This window comes from Mycobacterium sp. (genome assembly GCF_035570115.1).
Lineage (GTDB): Bacteria > Actinomycetota > Actinomycetes > Mycobacteriales > Mycobacteriaceae > Mycobacterium.
This window is the reverse complement of the sequence record NZ_DATMLH010000244.1, coordinates 1-19059: the sequence shown is the minus strand read 5'-3', so window position 1 is coordinate 19059 and position 19059 is coordinate 1. Positions and strand designations below refer to the sequence as shown.

The 19059-nt window shown below is 65.5% G+C and carries 16 protein-coding genes; 9 read left to right on the top strand and 7 right to left on the bottom strand.

Features of this window, described 5'->3' with window-relative positions; all coding sequences use genetic code 11:
- On the top strand, positions 1-492 hold the full coding sequence (gene rraA / locus VNW74_RS22615) for a ribonuclease E activity regulator RraA (protein ID WP_325680946.1): 492 nt from the start codon (positions 1-3) through the stop codon (positions 490-492).
- On the opposite strand, the gene VNW74_RS22610 is transcribed toward rraA, so the two are convergent.
- Positions 489-1958 (bottom strand): NAD(P)/FAD-dependent oxidoreductase, encoded by a 1470-nt coding sequence (locus VNW74_RS22610; protein ID WP_325680944.1) that lies wholly within the window; start codon positions 1956-1958, stop codon positions 489-491. The genes rraA and VNW74_RS22610 overlap by 4 nt on opposite strands.
- Positions 1959-2034: 76 nt before the next feature.
- Here VNW74_RS22610 and VNW74_RS22605 point away from each other — a divergent pair, with 76 nt between their 5' ends.
- From VNW74_RS22605 to VNW74_RS22595, 3 genes are all read left to right on the top strand, one after another.
- A complete protein-coding gene (locus VNW74_RS22605; protein ID WP_325680942.1) occupies positions 2035-2676 on the top strand; it encodes a TetR/AcrR family transcriptional regulator in 642 nt (213 codons plus the stop codon).
- Positions 2677-2699: 23 nt separating this feature from the next.
- The gene (gene dinB / locus VNW74_RS22600; protein WP_325680940.1) at positions 2700-3917 is read left to right on the top strand and encodes a DNA polymerase IV; all 1218 of its coding nucleotides are present in this window, start codon (positions 2700-2702) and stop codon (positions 3915-3917) included.
- A 69-nt stretch (positions 3918-3986) separates the two neighbouring features.
- Positions 3987-5363 carry a hypothetical protein gene (locus tag VNW74_RS22595; RefSeq protein WP_325680939.1) on the top strand — a complete coding sequence of 459 codons (1377 nt, stop codon included), beginning with the start codon at positions 3987-3989 and terminating at the stop codon, positions 5361-5363.
- 5 nt (positions 5364-5368) lie between these two features.
- Here VNW74_RS22595 and VNW74_RS22590 read toward each other — a convergent pair whose 3' ends face one another.
- Positions 5369-6370, bottom strand: coding sequence for a PHP domain-containing protein (locus tag VNW74_RS22590; RefSeq protein ID WP_325680937.1), 1002 nt, complete (start codon positions 6368-6370; stop codon positions 5369-5371).
- Between the two features lie 28 nt (positions 6371-6398).
- Positions 6399-6833, bottom strand: a complete 435-nt coding sequence (locus tag VNW74_RS22585) for a hypothetical protein (protein WP_325680935.1) — start codon at positions 6831-6833, stop codon at positions 6399-6401.
- A 56-nt stretch (positions 6834-6889) separates the two neighbouring features.
- On the opposite strand from VNW74_RS22585, the gene VNW74_RS22580 reads away from it, so the two are divergent.
- Positions 6890-7738, top strand: coding sequence for an LLM class F420-dependent oxidoreductase (locus VNW74_RS22580; protein ID WP_325680933.1), 849 nt, complete (start codon positions 6890-6892; stop codon positions 7736-7738).
- A 387-nt stretch (positions 7739-8125) separates the two neighbouring features.
- Here VNW74_RS22580 and VNW74_RS22575 read toward each other — a convergent pair whose 3' ends face one another.
- The 3 genes from VNW74_RS22575 to VNW74_RS22565 all read right to left on the bottom strand — a co-directional run bounded on the left by VNW74_RS22575 (position 8126) and on the right by VNW74_RS22565 (position 15082).
- Positions 8126-9592: a glutamate synthase subunit beta gene (locus tag VNW74_RS22575; protein WP_325680931.1), complete on the bottom strand. Its 1467-nt coding sequence runs from the start codon at positions 9590-9592 to the stop codon at positions 8126-8128.
- Entirely contained in the window at positions 9585-14168 is a 4584-nt protein-coding gene (gltB, locus tag VNW74_RS22570; protein WP_325681006.1) for a glutamate synthase large subunit, read from the bottom strand. Before gltB ends, VNW74_RS22575 begins: the two co-directional genes overlap by 8 nt.
- Before the next feature lie 617 nt (positions 14169-14785).
- Entirely contained in the window at positions 14786-15082 is a 297-nt protein-coding gene (locus tag VNW74_RS22565) for a WhiB family transcriptional regulator (protein ID WP_325680929.1), read from the bottom strand.
- A gap of 165 nt (positions 15083-15247) precedes the next feature.
- Between VNW74_RS22565 and VNW74_RS22560 the strand changes: the two genes are divergently transcribed.
- The 3 genes from VNW74_RS22560 to VNW74_RS22550 are packed head-to-tail and all read left to right on the top strand — an operon-like array spanning position 15248 to position 17540.
- A complete protein-coding gene (locus tag VNW74_RS22560; RefSeq protein ID WP_325680928.1) occupies positions 15248-16030 on the top strand; it encodes a hypothetical protein in 783 nt (260 codons plus the stop codon).
- Positions 16027-16410, top strand: coding sequence for a nuclear transport factor 2 family protein (locus tag VNW74_RS22555; RefSeq protein ID WP_325680926.1), 384 nt, complete (start codon positions 16027-16029; stop codon positions 16408-16410). The genes VNW74_RS22560 and VNW74_RS22555 overlap by 4 nt, the downstream gene beginning before the upstream one ends.
- 29 nt (positions 16411-16439) lie before the next feature.
- Positions 16440-17540 carry a MinD/ParA family protein gene (locus VNW74_RS22550; protein ID WP_325680925.1) on the top strand — a complete coding sequence of 367 codons (1101 nt, stop codon included), beginning with the start codon at positions 16440-16442 and terminating at the stop codon, positions 17538-17540.
- Here the strand turns inward: VNW74_RS22550 and sigI are convergent, their stop codons facing one another.
- Positions 17541-18413 carry an RNA polymerase sigma factor SigI gene (gene sigI / locus VNW74_RS22545; protein ID WP_325680923.1) on the bottom strand — a complete coding sequence of 291 codons (873 nt, stop codon included), beginning with the start codon at positions 18411-18413 and terminating at the stop codon, positions 17541-17543. It abuts the gene before it with no gap.
- Between the two features lie 107 nt (positions 18414-18520).
- Here sigI and VNW74_RS22540 point away from each other — a divergent pair.
- On the top strand, positions 18521-19059 hold a 539-nt coding region (locus tag VNW74_RS22540; protein WP_325680921.1), incomplete at its 3' end, for an SDR family oxidoreductase.

The following is a 19059-nucleotide window of genomic DNA, read 5'->3' as shown; positions in this document are numbered from 1 at the left end:
GTGACGGTGATATTCCGGCCCACGGCTGACCTGGTCGACGATATCGGGCCCGACGTACGTAGCTGTGACGTCCAATTCCGCCAATTCGGCGCGCGAACACAATTCGCCGGGCCGATCACCACGGTGCGCTGCCTCGAGGACAACGCCCTGCTGAAGTCGGTGCTGTCGACGCCCGGCGACGCCGGTGTGCTGGTGATCGACGGCGCCGGCTCGTTGCACACCGCACTGGTCGGCGACCTGATCGCCGAGTTGGCGCACTCCAACGGCTGGGCCGGGCTGGTGATACACGGTGCCGTTCGGGATGCCGCGGCCCTGTGCAGCATCGACCTCGGCATCAAGGCGCTCGGCACCAACCCCCGCAAGAGCAGCAAGACCGGCGCGGGTGAGCGGGACGTCACGGTCAGCTTCGGCGGGGTGACATTCGTGCCCGGCGACATGGCCTACAGCGACGACGACGGTATCGTCGTCGTCGCCGCAGCGGCTACCGGCTAAACCGGCAGGGCGGCAGGCTTTCTGGCGAAGTGCAATGCCTCCTCATCGACGCGGCCACGCCGGATCAGCTGCAGGTCGAGCAGATAGTTCTGCTTGAGTCGCCACGGGCTGACTGAGCCCGCCTTGGGCAGGTAGTCCAGGGCCCGCAGCACATATCCCGGAGTGAAGTCCATCAGCGGACGCTCGTCCACCGAGTCCCCCGGATGCTGTGGCACCACGGTGTCGTAGCCATTGGCATCCATGTAGTTGAGTACCCGGCAGACGAACTCCGATACCAGGTCGGCCTTCAGCGTCCAGGACGCGTTGGTGTAGCCGATGGTGAACGCCATGTTCGGCATGCCGGTCAGCATCATGCCCTTGTAGGCCATCAACTCGGTGAGTTCGACGGGCATGCCGTTACGCCGGATCGCGGCGCCACCGAACAGCTGCAGGTTCAAACCCGTTGCGGTGATGATGATGTCGGCCGGCAGCTCGTCACCGGAGCTGAGCTTGATGCCTGTCTTGGTGAACCGGTCGATGGTGTCGGTGACGACTTCGGCCTGGTCGTGCCGGATGGTCTTGAACAGGTCACCGTTGGGAGCCAGGCACAACCGCTGGTCCCACACGTTGTAGCTCGGGCCGAAGTGCTTCTCCACGTCGTAGCCCTCGGGCAACCGCCGCTTGGCCATCGTCAGCAGGGTCTTGCGCATGTAGGCGGGGAATTTCCGGGCAAGCTGGTACTGCGCCGTGGTGAAAGCGATTGCCTTCCAACGGTTCACGACATGCGCAGCACGGGCCGGCAGCCACCGGTTGGCCCGCTCGGCGACGGGATCGATCAGGGGCAGCGAGCCGATATAGGTCGGCGAGCGCTGCAGCATGGTGACGTGGCCGGCGCCGGAGTTCACCAACGCCGGAATAAGGGTCACCGCGGTGGCGCCGGAGCCGATGACGACGACCCTCTTGCCCGCATAGTCGAGGTCCTCGGGCCAGTGCTGCGGATGCACGATCGTGCCCTGGAAATCCTCCGCGCCTTCGAACGTCGGCGAGTAGCCCTCGTCGTAGTTGTAGTAGCCGCTGCACGCGAACAAGAACGAACAGGTGATCTCTTCCTGGCGGCCGTCGTTGTCTACGGTGACGATCCAGTGATTGTCGGCGTCGGACCATTCGGCGGCCAGCACCCGGTGGCGGTAACGGATGTGCCGGTCGATGCCGTTCTCCGCCGCGGCCTCCTTGACGTAGGCCTTGATCGACGCCCCGTCGGCGATCGACTGGGCCGACTCCCATGGCTTGAACCGGAAGCCGAGCGTGAACATGTCCGAGTCGGAGCGGATGCCTGGGTAGCGGAACAGGTCCCAGGTGCCGCCGAGATCGTCGCGGCGCTCGAGGACCACATAGCGCTTGGTCGGGCAGCGATCCTGCAGGTGCCATGCGGCGCTGATACCGGAGATGCCGGCGCCCACGATAACGACGTCGAGGTGTTCAGTCATGGCGTCACGGTATCAACACCGTGTTGAGTGCGTCAACACCCTGTCGAATTTCTCAACACCGTGTAAAGTAGCGGTCGTGGCTACCGTCAGCTCCACCCGCACCTCGAGAGGGCGTCGCTCGGCACGCCCGTCGGGCGACGACCGTGAGCAGGCGATCCTTGCGACTGCCGAGCGGTTGCTCGAAGAGCGCTCATTTGCCGACATCTCCGTCGACGACCTGGCCAAGGGCGCCGGCCTTTCGAGGCCCACGTTCTACTTCTATTTCAAGTCCAAGGAAGCGGTCCTGCTGTCGCTGCTCGAGCCCATGATCGCCCGTGCCGACGCGGAGTTCGACGGCGCAGCGCAACGCCTGCCAATGGATCCACGTCGGGTGTGGCGAAATGGCATCAAAGCGTTTTTCACCGCGTTCGACTCGCACCGTGCGGTGGCCCGAGCTGGCACGGAGGCGCTGGCCACCAGCTCGGAGTTCCGCGCCGTGTGGTCGGGCTTCATGCAGAAGTGGATCGACCACACGGAGGCCATGATCATCGCCGAACGAGCGCGGGGCGCCGCACCGGAGACGATCCCGGCAGCGGACCTCGCGACGTCGCTGAACCAAATGAATGAGCGCACCATGATGGCGACCCTGTCCGCTGAACAGCCGGCGGTCGTTGAGGACCGCGTCGTCGACACCCTGGCCCATATATGGGTCAGCAGCATCTACGGACCGCCTGGCTAGAAGTCACCGCTCGATGCGAACATATGTTCGTGCGCACCGAGGCAAGCATTCTCCACGCGGATCTCGACTCGTTCTACGCGTCGGTCGAACAGCGCGACGACCCAACCCTGCGCGGCCGGCCGGTGATCGTCGGCGGCGGGGTGGTGCTGGCGGCCAGCTACGAAGCCAAGGCCTACGGTGTGCGCACCGCGATGGGGGGCGCACAGGCTCGGCGGTTGTGCTCGCACGCCGCGGTGGTCCCGCCCAGGATGGCCGCCTACTCGCAGGCCAGTGACGCGGTTTTCGAGGTTTTCCGCCACACCACCCCGCTGGTGGAGCCGATTTCGGTGGATGAGGCGTTCCTCGACGTCGGCGGGCTGCGTCGGGTCTCCGGCACACCGGTCCAAATCGCGGACCGGCTGCGCCGCGAAGTACGCGACCGCGTCGGCCTACCCATCACCGTCGGCATCGCGCGGACGAAGTTCCTCGCCAAGGTCGCCAGCCAGGAAGCCAAACCCGATGGCCTGCTGCTGGTTCCGCCCGGACGAGAGCTCGCCTTCCTGCATCCGCTCCCGGTGCGCCGGCTGTGGGGCGTCGGGGCGGTAACCGCCGACAAGCTGCACGTCCACGGCATCGAAACGGTTGCCGACGTGGCCGAGCTCAGTGAGTCGATGCTCGCCTCGCTGGTGGGCGGGGCGATGAGCGGCCGGCTGTATGCGCTGTCCCGCAACGTCGATCCCCGTCGGGTCTCGACGGGCGCTCGCCGGCGCTCGGTGGGCGCTCAGCGTGCGCTTGGCCGCGCGGGCAACACCATGTCACCCGCCCAGGTCGACGCGGTCGTGATCGGCCTGGTCGACCGGATCACCGGGCGAATGCGGGCGGCCGGGCGGACCGGTCGAACGGTGACATTGCGGTTGCGGTTCAACGACTTCGGCCGGGCCACCCGGTCGCACACGTTGCCGTGGGCCACCTCATCGACGCAAACCATCCTTGCCACAGCGCGGCAACTGGTCGCAACCGCCGCGCCGCTGATCGCCGAGCGGGGTCTGACCTTGGTCGGGTTCGCGGTCTCGGAGATCGACCGCAGCGGCGCCGAGCAGCTGTTGCTGCCCTTCAGCGCGGCGCAAGGACAGCCCAAGGACGTCGGGGCCGTCGACGCGGCTGTCGACCGGGTGCGTCGCCGCTACGGGAAGTCGGCGCTCACCCGCGGCGTGCTGGTCGGCCGCGACCCTGGCGTGGAGATGCCGCATCTTCCGGACTGACTGCGCACCGGAGATCCCGTTGGCTATACGGCAACTACGACGACGCCTCATCCACGCCGGCGTCGGCCGGTGATAGTGGCTTCGCTCGTCGTGGTCGCCGTTGTGGTTGTCGCTGCGACGCTTCTCATCGTGTGGCGGACGCGCGCTAACCCCACCCACTCGCGCCCCGTTTGGCAGCCGCCGGCCCAGACGTTTCTGGCGTCGTCGATGCGCGCGCAGCCCGTGCCCGGCTGGAGAAGCGGTTTCGCGGAGCTGGGTTTACCCGGCCAAAGCAGAATCGCCACGCAGTCGGATCCGTTCTCGTCCAGACCGTTCGTCGGGAACCTCGGTGATCAGGCCTACTTCGTGGCGGGCAGTCCCGGGGCACCGGACACCCAGTGGTGGCTGGTCGGGATCGGCATGCGCGACGGTCGGCGCCTTTTTGCGCCGGTGCCGCTGAGTTCCGAGGCGCGCGCGCCCGCTTGCTTTGTCAACGGCCCCAACGCGGTGTTGTGCCTGCGGCACGATGTGCATGACGTCACCGCATGGGTGATCGACGCGGCCACCGGCAGAGTGTCCTACGCCGGCCCGACCGATCTTCGCGTTGATCCGGCGACGCTCACAGTCCACCAGGTCGGCATCTACGCGGTCGCCGAAACGGAGCAGCAGGGCGTCTACGGCGTGGGGCCACACGCCGAGACGACCTGGTTCGTTCCCGGTCGCGGATCGGTCGACCAGAAATATCTCGGCAACCGTGACGTGGCGCCACTGCCGATCGCCAGTCAAACAACGCCGGGCCGAGGATCGGACGCTGAGGAGGTCTTTTCACTCAAGGACGGCGCAGTGATCACGCCGGAATTGGACGCCGGCGCGCAGCAGCAGCAGACTGCGGTCTACCCCGGTGGGTTCGCTGCTGAGATCGCCGACAGCGAAAGGTCCACGCGGGTACAGTTTTTCGACGACACGGCCAAACGGACCAGCCGGCACAGCATCCACGGCGATCTGTTAATGGCGAAGATCGGTAGCCCGGACCTGCCGATCGTTCGGTTGTTGACGGGGCCGGATCACTGGGCGGTGTACACCCCCGACGGCGGACAGCTCCTTGAAGCAACCGGTGACACCCCCCAGTATTCGCGTCTGGTGGGAAACAGATTCTTCGTGCAGGTGTCCGTCGACGGCATCAAAAAACGCTGGCAGCAGTACGACTTGCAGACCGGCGCCGAAGGCAAGGCGTGCGACACCGACATGATCGGCTACATCGGCAGCGATGGCGCGGTCGGCGTGTTGGAGGACGGCAATCCCAACGTCGGCCTCGTCACGACCGCGATGGATCTCAAAACCTGCGACACCCTGTGGACGCTCAAATCGGCCGTCGGCTCATTCCGCGCCGTATGGCGGATCAACACCACGCTGGTGCAGTTGTCCGATGACGGAACCGAATTGATGTCCCTGGTGGCTCCGGGCTGACCCGGCTAACCCGTCCAAGCCAGCAGCTTGTCGACCGGCCAGGTGTTGACGATCCGGTCAACCGGCACGCCTGCGTCCAACGCCCGCTGCGCGCCGTAGCCGAGAAAGTCGAGTTGACCCGGTGCGTGCGCGTCGGTGTCGATGCTGAACACGCACCCGATCTCTAAAGCGAGGTTCAGCAGCCGGCTTGGCGGGTCGCGACGTTCGGGTCGGGAGTTGATTTCGACGGCGGTGCCGTGATCGCGACAGGCGGTGAACACCACTTCGGCGTCGAACTTCGACTCCGGGCGGATTCCGCGGTTCCCGGCGACCAGTCGGCCCGTGCAATGGCCCAGCACGTCGGCGTGGCCGTTGCTGACCGCGCGCACCATCCGGCGGGTCATCGCGTCGGAATCCATCGACAGCTTCGAGTGCACGCTGGCCACCACGACGTCGAGGCGCTCCAGCAGATCGGGCTCCTGGTCCAGGCTGCCGTCGTCGAGAATGTCCACCTCGATGCCGGTAAGGATCCGCATCGGCGCGAACCGGTCGCGTAGTTGCTCGATCACGTCGAGCTGTTTGCGCAGCCGCTCAGGTGACAGCCCGTTGGCGATGGTCAGCCGCGGCGAGTGGTCGGTCAGCGCGCAGTACTCGTGGCCCAACGCCGCCGCGGTGGCCATCATCTCCTCGATATTTGCCGAACCGTCCGACCAGTTCGAATGCAGATGCAGGTCGCCGCGCAGCGCCGCACGAATTTCACCACCGCCGAGATCCTCAGCGGCAGCGCTCAATTCGACCAGCAGGTCGGGCTCCCGCCCGGACCAGGCCTGGTCGATCACCTTCGCCGTCTTCGGCCCGATACCCGGCAGCGACTGCCAGCTGTTGGCCTGACCGTGGCGCTCCCGCTCCGCGTCGTCAAGACGTTCGACGATGTCGGCGGCGTTGCGGTAGGCCATCACGCGGCGAGAGTCCTCACGCGCCCGGTCCTTGTAGTAGGCGATCTGTCGCAGCGCGACCACCGGATCCATGGCTTCAGTGTGCCCGTCAGACGAAGGTTTACGTCACCAGTTGGCCGGCGATGAAACCGGCAAGCAACACCCCGAAGCCGCCGATCTCACCGACGATGAGCAACACCATCGACACCTGCGAACCTCGGGTGGGGTGTTCGAACTGGTTGGTGGTGTCGCGGAGGGCACCGTGGACAATATAAACGCCGATAGCGGCAACGAAAAAGAACACCACCACTGCCGCCGCGGTCAGGTTTACCCAGGTCGGCCAGGCGCTCAGCTCCACGAACGCCGCGAGCAGCAGCGTCGCGAACGAGTAGAGCAGGGCCGCGCGATGCGCGATGTCGACATAGGGATGCGCGCGGTGATCCGGCGCCACCATGATCTGGCGGTACTTCCAGACACCGAGGACCAGCGCCAGCAGGAATATCAATCCGGCTGCCAGCAGGGTGATTTTGGTGTCGATGCCCAGATGCCAGTTCATTGCTCGGCCGAGTCTAGCTAGCTGCGGGTTTCGGACACCCGGCTAATGTCGATGTGATGCGATTCGCGTTCAAAACCTCCCCGCAAGACACCACCTGGGCACGGATGCTCGCCGTCTGGAAGGAAGCCGACGACATCGACGTCTTCGAATCCGGGTGGACGTTCGATCACTTCTACCCGATTTTCGGAAACTCGACCGGCCCGTGCCTGGAGGGCTGGACCACCCTCACCGCGCTGGCCCAGGCCACCACTCGACTGCGGCTGGGCACCCTGGTGACCGGCATCCACTACCGTCACCCCGCGGTACTGGCCAATATGGCTGCCGCCCTTGACGTCGTCTCGAACGGCCGGCTGGAGCTGGGCATCGGCGCCGGGTGGAATGAGGAGGAATCCGGCGCCTACGGCATCGAGCTGGGCAGCATCAAGGAACGTTTCGACCGATTCGAAGAGGCCTGCGAGGTGCTGACCAGCCTGCTGAGCCAGCCGACCACCAACTTCGACGGCAAGTACTACCAGCTCAAAGACGCCCGCAACGAGCCCAAAGGACCGCAGCACCCGCACCCTCCGATCTGCATCGGCGGCAGCGGCGAGAAGCGCACGCTGCGGATCACCGCCCGTTACGCGCAGCACTGGAATTTCGTCGGCGGCACTCCCGAGCAGTTCGCCCACAAGCGCGACGTGCTGGCCTCACACTGTGCCGACATCGGGCGCGATCCCAAGGAGATCCGGCTGTCAGCCCACCTTCGCCTGAAACCAGATCGCAACTACGCGAAGGTCGTCGAGGATGCGGCCGGCCTGGCCGCCGAAGGCCTGGACCTCGGCATCGTGTACATCGCGCCGCCGCACGACCCGGCAGTGCTCGAGCCGCTGGCCGAGGCGATCCGAGACTCGGGGCTGACCACCTAACCCCTTGTCAGCAATCTCCAGATCTCCGTGTCGGGGATCATAACGAGTCGATGACGTTTAGCAAACGCCCGGCTTAATCAGCAGCCCGACGGAGGTGGCGCTCACACGCCGAAGCGCAACAACTCTTCCGCGGTTACTAGGCGCTCGTGCTTGGCCGGGAATTCCCGGCACTTAACTGGGTGTCGGAACCATAACCAGGCGATTCGGCCGACCCGCGACCGGCTCATCGGATTGATATACACGGTGCTCACTCCTGCGATTGATCAACGTGGTCGAGCACCACGCCCCCGCGGCGCCCTATATCGAGCAATTAGACACCCTATAGCTGGCAAACAGTGTAAGACGCGCCGGAAAATTTATCAAATGTTGCCGATGGGGCAGATGTGACTAGCGTTGCGGGGCCGCGGTCGGCCCGATGGGCGCAGGCAGAGCGGTTTCACCCATCAGGAATCGGTCCGCGCCCGCCGCGGCCGCGCGGCCCTCGGCGATTGCCCAAACGATCAACGATTGGCCTCGGCCCATGTCGCCCGCAACGAAGACCCCGGGCACCGAGGTTTCGAAGCTATTGCCGCGCGCGACATTACCGCGATCGGTGAACTCAACCCCCAAGTCGGTCAGCAGTCCCGGCTGCTCCGGCCCGACGAATCCCATTGCCAACAACACCAGATCGGCTTCGATTTCGAAGTCGGTGTCCTCGGTCTTGACGAACTTGCCGTCCTGCATCGTCACCTCGTGCACTTTCAGCGCGGTGACATGGCCGTCACGGCCGACGAATTCCTCGGTGTTGACCGAGAACATCCGCTCCCCGCCTTCCTCGTGCGCCGAGGACACCCGGAACATCAGCTCGTAGGTCGGCCACGGCGTGGACGGGGCGCGGGTGTCCGGCGGGCGCGGCATGATCTCGAATTGGTGCACGCTGGCCGCACCCTGACGGTGCGCGGTGCCCAGGCAGTCGGCGCCGGTGTCGCCGCCGCCGATGATGATGACCTTCTTGCCCTTTGCGGTGATCGGTGGCTCGCCGTCTGGGCCAAGCACATCGTCGCCCTCTTGCACCCGGTTGGACCAGGGCAGGTATTCCATCGCCTGGTGGATACCGTCGAGCTCGCGGCCGGTGATCGGCAGATCCCGCGACGCGGTCGCGCCGCCGGCCAGCACCACCGCATCGAACTCGGCGCGCAACTGCTCGGCGGTGATGTCGACACCGACATTGACACCGGCACGGAATTCGGTGCCTTCGGCCCGCATCTGGTCCAACCGCCGTTCCAGATGGCGCTTTTCCATCTTGAACTCGGGAATGCCATAGCGCAGCAGTCCGCCGATGCGGTCGGCGCGCTCGAACACCGTGACCTTGTGTCCGGCCCGGGTCAGTTGCTGCGCCGCGGCCAGACCGGCCGGGCCGGAGCCCACCACCGCCACCGTCTTGCCGGTGAGCTGATCCGGTGGCAGCGGCACCACCCAGCCTTCATCGAAGGCGTTGTCGATGGTCTCCAGCTCAATCTGCTTGATTGTCACCGGATCCTGGTTGATCCCGAGCACACACGATGATTCACACGGCGCTGGGCAGAGCCGGCCGGTGAAGTCCGGAAAGTTATTGGTCGCATGCAGGCGTTCGATCGCGTCGCGCCAACGACCGGTGCGGACCAGGTCATTCCATTCCGGTATCAGGTTACCCAGCGGACAGCCATTGTGGCAGAACGGAATCCCGCAGTCCATACAACGAGTCGCCTGGTGCTGCAGCGTCTCGTGCGGGAAGTCCTCGTAAACCTCATGCCAGTCGCGCAGCCGCAGTGACACTGGTCGGCGTTTCGGCGTTTCGCGATGGGTGTACTTCAGAAAGCCCTTCGGATCAGGCACTGGCGGCCGCCATGATCGCTTGGTCGGGGTCGGCGCCGCTGCGCTCGGCCTCGGCGACCGCCTCCAGCACCCGCTTGTAATCGCGGGGCATCACCTTGGCGAAGCGGCGCTGTCCGTCCGTCCAGTCGTTCAAGATGTGCTGACCGACCGCGGAGTCGGTGGCGTCGACGTGCGCCTGAACCATCCCGTGCAGCCAGGCCAGGTCATCATCGTCGAGCGCCTCCAGTTCCACCATCTCCGAATTGAGGTTTTCCGACAACGTGTCGTCGGGGTCGTAGACATAGGCGATGCCGCCGGACATCCCCGCCGCGAAGTTGCGGCCCGTTTGACCCAGAATCACGACCCGGCCGCCGGTCATATACTCGCAGCCGTGATCGCCGACGCCTTCGACCACCGCGTGGGCGCCCGAGTTGCGCACGGCGAACCGCTCACCGACCACTCCTCGCAGGAATGCCTGGCCGCTGGTGGCGCCGAACAGGATAACGTTGCCGCCGACGATGTTGTCCTCGGCGACATAGTCCGACGGCACGTTGTCGGATGGGCGCACCACGATCCGACCCCCGGACAATCCCTTGCCCACGTAGTCGTTGGCATCGCCGTACACCCGCAGCGTGATGCCCGTGGGTAAGAACGCGCCAAAGCTGTTGCCCGCCGAACCGTCGAAAGTGATGTCGATGGTGCCATCCGGCAACCCTTCGCCGCCATAGGCTTTCGTCACCTCATGGCCGAGCATGGTGCCAACGGTTCGGTTGACGTTGGCGATCGTGGTGGAAAATCGGACGGGTTTGCCGGAGTCGAGTGCCTCGCGGCTCATCACGATCAATTGTTGATCCAGCGCCTTGTCCAGCCCATGGTCCTGCTTGGAACTGCAGTACAAATCCTGGTTCATGAACGCCGATTCCGGTTCGAGCAGCACCGGTGTCAGATCGAGTTTGTGCGCCTTCCAATGCGCGCGGGCCAAGGTGGTGTCCAGCGACCCGACTTGGCCCACAGCCTCGTTGAGGGTGCGGAAACCGAGCTGCGCCAAGTACTCGCGGACCTCTTCGGCGACGAACAGGAAGAAGTTCTCCACGAACTCCGGTTTGCCGCTGAACCGCTCCCGCAGCACCGGGTTCTGGGTGGCCACCCCGACCGGGCAAGTGTCCAGGTGGCACACCCGCATCATCACGCAGCCGGACACCACCAGCGGAGCGGTGGCGAAGCCGAACTCCTCCGCGCCGAGCAGCGCCGCGATCATCACGTCACGGCCGGTTTTGAGCTGGCCATCGACCTGGACCACAATCCGGTCGCGCAACCCGTTGAGTAGCAACGTCTGCTGGGTTTCGGCCAGCCCGAGCTCCCACGGCGCTCCGGCGTGCTTCATCGACGTCAACGGCGTGGCGCCGGTGCCACCGTCGTGCCCGGAGATCAACACGACGTCGGCATGGGCCTTCGAGACGCCGGCAGCCACTGTGCCAACACCATTTTCGGAGACCAGCTTGACGTGGATACGCGCCGACGGGTTGGCGTTCTTCAGGTCGTGGATCAGCTGGGCCAGATCCTCGATCGAGTAGATGTCGTGATGTGGAGGTGGTGAGATCAACCCAACGCCTGGTGTGGAGTGCCGCACCTCGGCAATCCAGGGATACACCTTGTTGCCCGGAAGTTGGCCGCCTTCACCGGGTTTAGCGCCCTGCGCCATCTTGATCTGGATGTCAGAGCAGTTGGTCAGGTAGTGCGAGGTAACGCCGAACCTGGCCGACGCGACCTGCTTGATGGCGCTTCGGCGCCAATCCCCATTGGGGTCACGCTCGAAACGGCTCACGGCCTCGCCGCCTTCACCGCAGTTCGACCGGCCGCCCAGCCGGTTCATCGCGATGGCCAGCGTCTCGTGCGCCTCGGCGGAGATCGAGCCGTAGCTCATCGCGCCGGTGGCAAAGCGTTTGACGATCTCACTGGCCGGCTCGACCTCATCGAGCGGGATCGGCGGGCGGACCCCCTCGCGGAACTTCAGCAGCCCGCGCAGCGATGCCATCCGCTCGCTCTGGTCGTCGACCAGCCGGCTGTAATCCTTGAAGACCTTGTACTGGCCGGTGCGGGTGGAGTGCTGCAGCTTGAACACGGTCTCCGGGTTGAACAGGTGGTACTCACCTTCACGGCGCCACTGGTATTCGCCGCCCACCTCGAGTTCGCGGTGTGCGCGTTCGTCGGGTCGATCCAGGAAAGCCAGCGCGTGGCGGGCCGCGACATCAGCGGCGATGTCGGCGAGGGTGATTCCGCCGGTGGGGCAGGTCAATCCGGTGAAGTACTCGTCGAGAATCTCCTCGGACACGCCCACGGCCTGAAACAGCTGGGCCCCGGTGTAGGACGCCAACGTCGAGATGCCCATCTTGGACATCACTTTCAGCACACCCTTGCCGGCGGCCTTGATGTAGTTCTTAAGCGCCGTCTCGCGGTCGAGGCCCTGGAGCACGCCGCGGTCCAGCATGACCTCGATCGACTCGAACGCCATGTACGGGTTCACCGCCGCTGCGCCGAAGCCGATCAGCGCGGCCATGTGGTGCACCTCGCGGGCGTCGCCCGACTCGACCACCAGCCCGACTTTGGTACGGCTGCGTTCGCGAACCAGGTGGTGGTGCACCGCGGAGACCGCCAGCACCGACGGGATCGGGGCCATCTTCTCGTCGGATTCCCGATCGGACAGGATGATGATCCGCGCGCCCTCCGCGATCGCCGCCGAGGTCTGCGCACGCACCTCGTCGAGCGCCGCCTTCAGTCCGGCGCCGTTCTCGGCAACCGGGTACAGACAGCGAATCACCTTGGACCGCATACCGTGCCGACGGCCGTTGACCTCGACGTCCGGGTCGAGGTTAATCAGCTTGGCCAGTTCGTGGTTGCGCAGAATCGGCTGCAACAACGAGATCTGGCGACAGGAATTCTCGTTCGGGTTGAGCAGATCGCCCTCCCCGCCGGTGGTGCCCTGCAGGCTGGTCACCACTTCTTCGCGGATCGCGTCCAGCGGTGGGTTGGTCACCTGTGCGAACAATTGCTGGAAGTAGTCGAACAGCATCCGCGGCCGCTGAGAGAGCACCGCTACCGGCGTATCGGTTCCCATCGACCCGATCGGCTCGGCGCCGGTCCGCACCATCGGCGCCACCAGCAGGTTGAGCTCCTCGTAGGTGTAGCCGAAAACCAGCTGGCGCAAGACGACCCGATGGTGCAGCATCCGCACGTAGTCGCCCTGCGGCAGCTCATCCAGTGGAATCAACCCGTTGTCCAGCCACTCCTGATAGGGCTGTTCGGCGGCCAGCTCGGCCTTGATCTCCTCATCGGAGACGATGCGGCCCTGCGCGGTGTCGACCAGGAACATCCGGCCGGGCTGCAACCGCATCCGCCGGACCACCGTCGACGGGTCGAGGTCTAGCACGCCGGCCTCGGAAGCCATCACCACCAGGCCGTCGGCGGTTACCCAGATCCGGGACGGGCGTAGGCCGTTACGGTCGAGCACCGCGCCGATGATGGTGCCGTCCGTGAACGTCATCGACGCGGGGCCGTCCCACGGCTCCATCAGCGAAGAGTGGTACTGGTAGAACGCCCGCCGGGCCGGATCCATCGACTCGTGACGCTCCCACGCTTCGGGGATCATCATCAGCACCGCGTGGGCCAGGCTGCGCCCACCCAGGTGCAGCAGTTCCAGCGCCTCGTCGAACCGCGCGGTGTCCGAAGCGCCCGGGGTGCAGATCGGGAACAGCTTGTCGACGTCGTCGTAGGAGCCGAAGACATCGGTCTTGATCAACGCCTCGCGGGCCCGCATCCAGTTCTCGTTACCGGTGACGGTGTTGATCTCGCCGTTGTGGGCGATGCGGCGGAACGGGTGCGCCAGCGGCCAGGACGGGAAGGTGTTCGTCGAAAACCGAGAGTGCACGATGCCCAGCGCGCTGGTCAGCCGGTCGTCTTGCAGATCGAGGTAGAACGCCTTGAGCTGCGGGGTGGTCAGCATGCCTTTGTAGACGAAGGTCTGCCCGGAAAGGCTTGGGAAATAGACGGTTTCGCGACCCGGACCGTCCTGGCCCGGGCCCTTGGTGCCGAGTTCATGCTCGGCACGCTTGCGGATGACGTAGGCCCGGCGCTCCAATTCCATGCCGCCGGCGCCGGCGATGAAGAGCTGACGGAAGGTGGGCATCGCGTCACGCGACAGCGCGCCCAGCGACGAGTCGTCGGTCGGCACGTCGCGCCAGCCGAGCACCTGCAGACCCTCGGCCTCGACGATCTTCTCCACCGCGGCACACGCCGCAGCCGCCTCTTTGGACGATTGCGGCAAAAATGCGATGCCGGTGGCGTAACTACCGGCTTCGGGCAACTCGAAGTCCACAATCGACCGCAAGAAGTGATCGGGGACCTGGATCAGAATGCCGGCGCCGTCACCACTATGCGGCTCGGCGCCTTGTGCGCCGCGATGCTCGAGGTTGAGCAGCGCGGTGATCGCCTTGTCCACGATGTCGCGGCTGCGGCGGCCGTGCATGTCCACGACCATGGCCACACCGCATGAGTCGTGCTCGAATGCGGGGTTGTAGAGCCCGACGCGGTTGGGCGCCATTCTCACCTGACCCTCCACCAGAACTTTCTGCCGCAGAATTCATCAATCACTCCGTTGGCGCCGCGCCCGGAAGGCTTGCGGGCTAGGCCCCATCGGTCTTGTCGATACGCTGGTCGCCTGGCGGCGGTTGATCCGGTTGGGGATGCATCCGTGCAGCGCTGAACGGTGGCCCTGTACCCGGTCTCGACAAGTCGTAAAACGATATGACAAAACCCGCCTGACATGCCAACTTGACCAATACTAACCCGTCGATCGGGGGCGCCGCTTCGCTGCGGCGGCACCGGTTGGCGGGTTTGCCGGGTCAGTATGTGTCGCTGCGCGTTTGGACCCGCCGAACGGCGTTTGCTGGGCGGGCAGCCCCGGGCGTGCGTCCGCGTGACTCGCGGCGACAGTTTGCTGTGAAAGTGGTCAAAGACACGAAATCGACCGGGCGGTTCGCCCGGAATCACGCCAGGCCAGGTGATTCAGCTCGCCATTAGTCATGGCAGCGCCGATCTACGGGTCGCTTCGGAGAGCAACTTCAGGTTCTGCGACCCCGTCCGCGCCCGGGGCCGGACAACTTTGCCGAAGACATTGCCCGGATTTTTGCGCCGCCAGTGCCCGCAAGCCCACCGCCTTCAGGACGATCGCCACGCCGGCTGGCGGACGGGATAGCCACCCCGCTCGGCCAGTGAACGCAGCCGGCGAAGCGCGTGGGTGCGCCCGCGCCCCGCTTCGGGAATGAGGACGCCGGCCCACATCCCCTCGGCGCGGGGCATCTCGCAGGCCTCCCGCGCGCACAACCAGCGCCGCGGGCAATTAAGGCATGCGGCCTTCGCCTGTTCATCGATGGTCGTTATCCAGCGGTCCGGATCGTCGACGCAGGCGCCGACGACGGCTTCCGGCGACAAGACCTCGGCCAGGGATCTGATCATTCTGCCTCCCTGTTGGCCTTTCTATAGGTGGACGTGCCAACTTCCATAGGTGGCGGCCAGTTCACCCCACAGTGCGTCGGGGCCGAGTCGCGCCGCAGCCACCTGGCGATATCGTTTTGCGCTAATCGAGTCTCGTTTGGTCTCTTTTTGCCTTAGCCTCTTCTTGTGACCATCGCGCTGAAGTCACTGCTGCAGCAGCGGCACCTGCACGAGTACTCGGAATTCGTGGTCGAATATGAGCGGCGCGCAAAGGAATTGGACCTGCCCCGGCATGCGTCGGCGCCGACGAAGGCGCAATACTATCGCTGGGTGGGTGGCCACATTCAGAATCTCCCGCGCGGCTATCACTGCCTGGTGCTGGAGCGGATGTTCCCAGGCTGGACAGCGCGAGAACTGTTCGGCCACATCGATCCTCAGCAGGCCGCCACTACGAACGAAGCGCTGTTCGCGTCAATCGCGCCGGCGGTCGAACCCGCCCAGTTGGCGGGCCTGTGGGTTACCGGCTATGTGTTCGACAGCACCAAACATCATGTGGACCTGTCGACCATCACTGTCACGAATAACGCTGTAACGGCGAGGAATTACCCGCCCGAACCGCGCGCCGAAGCACACGCGTCCGGTTTCCCGAACGAGATCGAGGCGGGTCTGTTCGGCAGGCACTTGATCGGGCGCTGGCGCAATATCAACGACAGCTACTTCTACGGTTCGCTGCACTTTGCGGTGCTGCCCGGTGAAACGATGCTCGACGGTTACTACACCGGGTTCCTCAGTGACAGTCAGGTCGTTGCCGAACGATGGCGATGGGTCCGCGTCGAACCGCAGTCGGCTGAAGGTGTCGACCTGAACACCGTGGTGCTGGGTGAGCCGCGGCGCATCTACGATGCCATTGTCGGGCGTAGCCCCTTCGATGCACCGATTCCGCTCGAGCAGCTAACGGAGAATCCATGAGCTTGGCCAAAGAGGACGCACGCAGGCTCATCGACATCTACATCCGCGCATGGACGACGCAGGACCCCGATCTGATCCTCACGATCTTCACCCCGTCCGCGACTTACCACGAACGGGTGCTGGAGCAGCCTATCCGCGGCCACCACGGCATACGGGAGTACTGGCAGACCAAGGTCGTCAAGGAACAGGCCAACATCTCCGCCGAGTTGCTCAGCCTCTATCTCGACGGCACGACCGCCATCGCCGAGTGGGAGGCGCGGTTCGACGACGTCGTCAAGGGACACCGCAAGCGCATGCGCGAGGTCGCCATCCTGGAATGCGACGGCGATCGGATCGCCAGCTTGCGTGAATACTGGACATCCGAGCCGCTGACCGCCTGACCTAACGAGACTGCGATTTCGAGTTGACGATGAACAACCATGACGATTTCCTGCGGGGCCGGCTAGCGCCTGTGCAGCGCCCCGGCCCGGCGGGGCCACCGCCACGCCCGCAGGCCAACGATCCAAGAGCGGTGCCGCCGCCGTGGACCGCGCCGCCGCGTCCCGGCCCTGCACCTCAGCCGCCGGGATGGGGCGGCATCGACATCTCGCCGGTTGCGCCCAAACCGCGGCGCCCCAGCCCCCAGTACGGCTGGCGCCGCATCGTTCACAAAGCGACTTTCGGCCTGATCAACCCCGGGCCATCGACCCAGGAAAAGCAAGAAACCACGGATGAGGCCACCATTGTCGCCGCACTTCACGGCAGCTTCAAAGTGGGCGTGCTGGGCAAGGGCGGCGTCGGGAAAACCACCATCGCCGCCTGCGTCGGGTCGATCTTCGCTGAGTTGCGCCGGCAGGACCGCGTGGTGGCGGTCGACGCCGACACCGCGTTCGGTCGGCTTGGCAGCAGGATCGACCCGCGGATCAGTGGCTCGTATTGGGAACTGACGTCCGATCGGAATCTTCAGTCGTTCGCCGATGTCACCTCGCGCGTCGGCAGCAACTCGGCGGGTCTGTACGTGCTGGCCGGAGAACCGACGGCCGGGCCGCGCCGCGTGCTTGATGCCGCGCTTTATCGCGAAGCGACGTCGCGGCTCGACCGTCACTTCACGATCTCGATCGTCGACTGCGGTTCGACCATGGACGCGCCGGTCACCCAGGAGGCGCTGAGTGATCTCGATGCGCTGATCGTGGTGTCGTCGCCATGGGCAGACGGGGCTTCCGCGGCCGCGCAGACGATGGAATGGCTGGCGGCACACGGCCGCACCGCCCTGCTTCAGCACACCGTGGTGGTTCTCAACGATTCCGACGGGCATTCTGATAAGCAGACCCGCTCGGTTCTGGCGAATCAGTTCCTCAACCGCGGCCAGATCGTGGTGGAGGTGCCCTTCGACCCGCACCTGCGGCCCGGCGGCGTCATCGACGTGAGGGGCGAGATGGCTCGCGCGACGCGACGGACATTCCTGCGTATCGCCGCATCAGTGGCGGGATTCTTCGCGGCACGCCCAGACGAAAAGCCGGAACAACCCTGATCATTGCGCTCGGGCCGACGGGTCCGCGGTGGCTTCGATCTTGGTGACCAGGTCTCCGCGGATGGTCAGCACGACCACGGCGAAAAGCCGCCGGTCGGCGAAGGCCAACAGCACCGGCTGGCCCGCAGGACCGCTGACGATCGTCACACCCGGCCCCAGGTAGCGCAGCAGATTGACGGCGACATCGTGCGGGCCATGGTTGATCTGGGGTGGCGGGGCCGGCTCGAGGAGCACCGTCCCGACGCCCCATACCGTCGGGTCCAATACCGCGGCCAAGGCCTGCAGATCGCCGTTGGCGCAGGCGGTGATGAATTTCTCGGTGACGAGCTGATGCTCGGCCACCGCTACGTCGCCCGGCTTCGGCTGCGCCAGTGCGAATTTCGCCCGCGCCCGCCGTGCCAGCTGACGGCAGGTGCCGACCGGGCGGCCCACCGTCTCGGCAATCGCGTCGAAGGGAACCGCGAACACGTCATGCAACACAAACGACACCCGCTCGCCAGGACTCAGCCTGCGCAGCACCTCCAGCAGCGCCGTGCGCACCTCGTCGTCGAGGGTGATCTGGTCAGCCGGGTCCAACCGACCGGACTGGTTGAGCGCGGCAACCTCTGGGCTGATGTCGCCGGGTCGCTCGTATCGGGCGCGCGCGGAACGCACCTGGTCCAGGCAGAGCCGGCCGGCCACCACCGTCAGCCAGGCGCGGACATCATCGATCTCGTCGGGATCGGTGCGAGAGAGCCGCAGAAACGCCTCCTGCGCAACGTCTTCGGCTTCGCCGACGTCGCCCACCATCTGATAGGCGAGGTTGACCAGGTACGGGCGATGCCGACGCCAGGCCTCGGTGATCCGGTCTTTCGCTGACTGCGGTTGGCTCATTCATTCACGACGATCTGGTCGGCCAAAAAGTTACGCGGTGCGGTGAGTAACTTTCCCATCTTCTGGCCCGTCATAGATGAAAAGCATCTTTTGCGAAGGAGACCATCGTGACGATCGTCGTGACCGGAGCGACCGGCAATGTCGGCCGCCCGCTTGTTTCGGAACTAGCCGCCGCTGGTGCGCCGGTGCGGGCGGTCACCCGCACACCCGAGGCCGCCGGATTTCCCGACGGTGTCGAGGCGGTGTACTCGGCCGTCGACGCGTTACCCGGCGCGTCGGCGGTGTTCCTCAATTCCCGTGCGCTAGGCGGCGACCTCGCCGACGTGGTTGCGCTCGCGCGGCGCAGCGGGGTCACCAAGCTGGTTGCGTTGTCGGCTATCAACGCCGACGATGACTTCTCGCGCCAACCGTCGCGGTTTCGCGGTGACCGCAACAAGGAGGTCGAGCAGCTCGCCGTCGACTCCGGCCTGGACTGGGTGAGTCTGCGGCCCGCGGTGTTTGCGTCGAATTTTGTCGGCATGTGGTCGGCGCAGGTTCGCGCCGGTGACGTCGTCGGCGGGCCGTACGCCGCGGCGTCGGCCGCGCCGATCGTCGAAACCGACATCGCCGCGGTGGCTGCGCAGGCATTGCTGACCGATGATCTGGT

Excerpts from the sequence above, each read along its gene's own strand:
- VNW74_RS22610 (WP_325680944.1), bottom strand. The coding sequence starts at position 1,958 with ATGACTGAACACCTCGACGTCGTTATCGTGGGCGCCGGCATCTCCGGT.
- dinB (WP_325680940.1), top strand. The coding sequence starts at position 2,700 with ATGTTCGTGCGCACCGAGGCAAGCATTCTCCACGCGGATCTCGACTCG.
- VNW74_RS22590 (WP_325680937.1), bottom strand. The coding sequence starts at position 6,370 with ATGGATCCGGTGGTCGCGCTGCGACAGATCGCCTACTACAAGGACCGG.
- VNW74_RS22585 (WP_325680935.1), bottom strand. The coding sequence starts at position 6,833 with ATGAACTGGCATCTGGGCATCGACACCAAAATCACCCTGCTGGCAGCC.
- VNW74_RS22580 (WP_325680933.1), top strand. The coding sequence starts at position 6,890 with ATGCGATTCGCGTTCAAAACCTCCCCGCAAGACACCACCTGGGCACGG.
- gltB (WP_325681006.1), bottom strand. The coding sequence starts at position 14,168 with ATGGCGCCCAACCGCGTCGGGCTCTACAACCCCGCATTCGAGCACGAC.
- VNW74_RS22565 (WP_325680929.1), bottom strand. The coding sequence starts at position 15,082 with ATGATCAGATCCCTGGCCGAGGTCTTGTCGCCGGAAGCCGTCGTCGGC.
- VNW74_RS22555 (WP_325680926.1), top strand. The coding sequence starts at position 16,027 with ATGAGCTTGGCCAAAGAGGACGCACGCAGGCTCATCGACATCTACATC.
- VNW74_RS22550 (WP_325680925.1), top strand. The coding sequence starts at position 16,440 with ATGAACAACCATGACGATTTCCTGCGGGGCCGGCTAGCGCCTGTGCAG.
- sigI (WP_325680923.1), bottom strand. The coding sequence starts at position 18,413 with ATGAGCCAACCGCAGTCAGCGAAAGACCGGATCACCGAGGCCTGGCGT.